At 26.5% G+C, this 3,991-nt stretch carries 5 protein-coding genes; 4 read left to right on the top strand and 1 reads right to left on the bottom strand.

Features of this window, described 5'->3' with window-relative positions; all coding sequences use genetic code 11:
* Nucleotides 1-99 precede the first annotated feature (99 nt).
* Entirely contained in the window at nt 100-264 is a 165-nt protein-coding gene (locus Q0V24_RS16925) for a hypothetical protein (RefSeq protein WP_297523327.1), read from the top strand.
* A 146-nt stretch (nt 265-410) separates the two neighbouring features.
* Nucleotides 411-563 carry a hypothetical protein gene (locus tag Q0V24_RS16930; RefSeq protein WP_297523329.1) on the top strand — a complete coding sequence of 51 codons (153 nt, stop codon included), beginning with the start codon at nt 411-413 and terminating at the stop codon, nt 561-563.
* 113 nt (nt 564-676) lie between these two features.
* On the opposite strand, the gene Q0V24_RS16935 is transcribed toward Q0V24_RS16930, so the two are convergent.
* Nucleotides 677-1,033, bottom strand: coding sequence for a cation:dicarboxylase symporter family transporter (locus tag Q0V24_RS16935; RefSeq protein ID WP_366938328.1), 357 nt, complete (start codon nt 1,031-1,033; stop codon nt 677-679).
* Nucleotides 1,034-1,301: 268 nt separating this feature from the next.
* On the opposite strand from Q0V24_RS16935, the gene Q0V24_RS16940 reads away from it, so the two are divergent.
* Nucleotides 1,302-2,141: a hypothetical protein gene (locus Q0V24_RS16940; RefSeq protein WP_297523331.1), complete on the top strand. Its 840-nt coding sequence runs from the start codon at nt 1,302-1,304 to the stop codon at nt 2,139-2,141.
* A gap of 218 nt (nt 2,142-2,359) precedes the next feature.
* The gene (locus tag Q0V24_RS16945) at nt 2,360-3,916 is read left to right on the top strand and encodes an AAA family ATPase (protein WP_297523333.1); all 1,557 of its coding nucleotides are present in this window, start codon (nt 2,360-2,362) and stop codon (nt 3,914-3,916) included.
* Nucleotides 3,917-3,991 lie beyond the last annotated feature (75 nt).

The following is a 3,991-nucleotide window of genomic DNA, read 5'->3' on the forward strand; positions in this document are numbered from 1 at the left end:
GTCTTAAAAATTATATCATAAAACAAATATTGGAAGTATTAGCCTGATGGGTATGCGGATCCACCGGTAGGGCTTAAAAATATTTATAAAAAGCCAGTATTGCTATTTGTTTTTTTAGGTATTCTAATAATTCCAATAATACTTGAAACATTAGTAGGTGGGTTTAGTATTCAAACTTTGTTGAATCACTCTATTCCAACACTAGGCGCAATTATATTATTTATTGCTGGAATATTAAGAGTTAAAGAAAATAGAAAAATATAGAAATTGTTATGAGATATTTACAAAAGTATTGTTTTATGCAATTTGCTATAATACCAATGTTAAGGAAAAGTTTATATTTTTTTATACCTCAGTTTTTCATGGTCGGGAGTAGGTTTATATACAGATTCAGGACTTAGGTGATTATTATGATATTAGGAATAACAATTACAGTTTGTATGACTTTAATTATTTTGATAGCTATATTGGTTGTTAAACTTAATAAATTTTACATTGAGAAGTCTAGTAAAGGCAAGAAAATCAGTGTTAAAATTGAAAATGATAATAAAAAAGAAGATTAGAAATTGAGCCTTCTAATCTTCGGAAAATATACAACATAAATTATTTATTTAAAATCTACTTCATGCTTTTTATATTTTAAATAAATATATGTTAGTTATTTTATAACCAAGTATTAGCTATTATAAACATCTTCATTTAACATATTTTCTGATTTTGCAACAGCAACTGAAGTGGCAGCATGACCAACTACATTCAAGGCTGTAACTAGCATTTCAACAGGTCTATTTATTGCAAGTATCAATGAATAGGCAAGTAATGCAGCATCATTGTTATAGCCCATTCCAGTTAAAACTGTGAATAATATAATTGCACCAGCACCTGGGGCTGCAGGAGTTCCAATAGATGATATTAAAGCTAAAATTCCAATTAAAATAATACTTGGAAGTGTAACTTCATACCTTGCACTTGAAGCTATAAAAACTGTTGTAATAACTTGCATAATAGCAGTTCCATTCATATTGATTGTCATACCAAGAGGTAATTGAGTAGTTTAGTTTATAATTAACTATTTTTAAGATATAATAGAAGTATAATAAATTTATGGAGAAAGAAAGTGTTAGGAATGGGAATTAAAGAGTTAGGCAATAAATATACTTTAAATGAGTTTGCAAGATATTTTTAAGAATTTAGAGTTTTAGATAAATTATGATAAGTTAATTAGCATGGTATGTGTAAGATTACTATTTTTACAGATACCTTTTTAAAATATAAATAAGAATGTACAGGAGAGAAAATTTATGGCAAGCAGCAAGAAAAAGAAACCTACAAAGAATACTAAAGGTGGAGCAGGTTCTATTATTAATCTTAGTAAAACACCTTACACAAAAGAGTGGGAGATATATGATAAGTTTAAATCTCAATTAGTAGCAGATGCGCTTGTAAGATGTGAGGAATATTATAGTAATAATAGTGCTTTATACATAGCAAAGTTTGAAGAGCTAAAGAAGTCTTCAGAGCAATTACATAGCAGTAAGGATTTTAGTGAATTATATAAGTCTGATTCAGATAATATAAAAACTACTATAATATCTTACGTAGAAGAGTTAATAATACCTATGTATAATTTTATAGATGAAGTTCAAGTAGGGTATGAGGATGCAATTGATATTAAAGGAACAGAAATGCCAAAGGTACAAAAGTTCTTAGATAGAATACCAATGCCAGTACTTAAAAATGTTCTACATGCTATGATTAGAACAGATAATACTTTAGTTAGCGTTGTAAATACTTTATTAGAAGAATTTATGGGAGATATTAATTATGAGGTTAATACTTTAGCTAAGTCTTATATGAAAGATACTTTAGATAAAGTAATGCCACATAATAAAGCATTATCAGATATGACTGAAGACGAGGTTATAGTAGAATATAATTTAGCTATAAAAGGTGGAGAAGCACAAAACAAGTCTTATGAGGAGTATAAAAAATTACTAGAAGAGGCTGGATTTGTGCTTAGAAGTGAGTATGAAGAATATAGTATCTATAGTCAAGGAAAAGGAAGTATTTTAATACTATCAAAGAATAATTTAGGCAGAGGTACTCAGGTAACTTTAACTGATTTATTAGAAGTTAAGTAAAATTAAATTTAAAATATTAGAAGATGATTTTAGTATTAAACTAAAGTCATCTTTTTGATTTGCTTTTATTAAATAGATATAGTAAGTTAAAAAAATTTCTAGTATGTTTTGTTTAAGCAAAATAGGGCTATGATATAACAAGGATATAAATTATTTATTATGATATAATTAAAGAAAGTTAAAAGAGAGTGAAAAGTATAAAATGAGGTGAGATTATTATGAGAATGTACTTAAATACAAATAGATCATTGAAAAATTACAAAGATTTATATAATAGCAAATATTTTGTAGATAAGTCGTTATTTATAGAATCTTTAAATGAAGTTATTACAACTTCTGATAAATATATATGTGTGACTAGACCTAGAAGATTTGGAAAGTCATCAGTTGTTGATATGCTAGGGGCATATTATTCTAAAGAGATAAATTCAAAAGAAATTTTTGATACGTTAAATATAAGTAAAACTAAAAATTATAATAAAAATTTAAATAAGTATAATGTAGTAAGTATTACTTTTAATGAAATACCTGATAATATGAAAAGTTATGAAGACTATATAAGTAATATAGTCAATCAATTAAAAAAAGAGTTATCATCTGTTTTTACAATTGAAGATAGTGAGGATACTGATAGTATCAACAGACTTTTTACTAAGACCGATGAAAAATTTATATTTATTTTTGATGAATGGGATTATATTTTTAATAATAATTTGTTTATTGAAAATCAGAATGATTTTTTAGAGTTTTTAAGAAATTTATTAAAAGATCAACCATATGTAGGTCTTTGTTATATGACAGGAGTACTTCCTATAAAAAAATATTCAAGTGGTAGTGCATTAAATATGTTTGATGAGTTTACTTTTTTAAAAGATAGAAAATTTGGAGAATATTTTGGATTTACAGAAAAAGAAGTTTTTAATTTATGCTTTAAAGATAAAAAAATGTCATTTGATGAAATAAGTGAATGGTATAATGGCTATTTAACAGCTAAAGGAATTAGAGTTTATAATCCAAGGTCAGTAGTTAAGGCGCTTCAAAATAATTATTGTGAAAGTTATTGGACCAATACTGGTGCAATGGATGAAGTTGCAGAGTATTTAAAATATAATATTTTAGAAATAAGAGATGATGTTATAGAAATGGTTTCAGGTGAAGAAATTGATATTATTATAGATGAAGAGTTTAGAGCAGGACAGGGACAACCAAGAAGTAAAGAAGAGATATATTCAGCTATGATAGTACTTGGTTTTTTATCATATTATGATGGATATTTAAAAATTCCTAATAAGGAGCTTATGAAAGAGTTTGAAAAAGCTTTAAAAGATGAATCTTTTGGTTATGTTTCTGAAATAATTGAAAATTCAAAGAAAATATTAAAAGCAACAGTACAAAAAAATATAAAGTTAGTTGAAGAATTGCTTCATGATATCCATAACTCTGAAATACCTATTTTTCAGTATAATGATGAAAATAGTTTATCCTGTGTAATCACATTAGCATATTTATCAGCTAGAGATACTTACAGAGTTGAAAGAGAAGAAAAGACAGGGAAAGGTTTTGCAGATTTTACATTCCATCCAAGAAGAAAAAAAGATATACCATTTATAGTAGAGCTTAAAAAAAATCAAAAACCAGAAGTGGCATTAGAGCAAATTAGAAATAAAGAATATATAGAAAAGTTTAAAAGAGAGCATGAGGATAAAAGTGTTTTAGCAGTAGCTATTTGTTATGATACAAAAACAAAAGAACATAGTTGTTTAACTAAAATTTGAGAGAATTCTCCCACCTCTACAGGTGGTGAGATGAATCGACGTAGCTTTAGCTAAACGTAAATAATTCCCATGTAT

The organism is uncultured Clostridium sp., assembly GCF_947039605.1.
GTDB lineage: Bacteria > Bacillota > Clostridia > Clostridiales > Clostridiaceae > Sarcina.

Bases quoted from the DNA above. Each gene is read 5' to 3' on its own strand.
- Q0V24_RS16930 (WP_297523329.1), top strand. From the start codon at position 411: ATGATATTAGGAATAACAATTACAGTTTGTATGACTTTAATTATTTTG.
- Q0V24_RS16935 (WP_366938328.1), bottom strand. From the start codon at position 1,033: ATGACAATCAATATGAATGGAACTGCTATTATGCAAGTTATTACAACA.
- Q0V24_RS16940 (WP_297523331.1), top strand. From the start codon at position 1,302: ATGGCAAGCAGCAAGAAAAAGAAACCTACAAAGAATACTAAAGGTGGA.
- Q0V24_RS16945 (WP_297523333.1), top strand. From the start codon at position 2,360: ATGAGAATGTACTTAAATACAAATAGATCATTGAAAAATTACAAAGAT.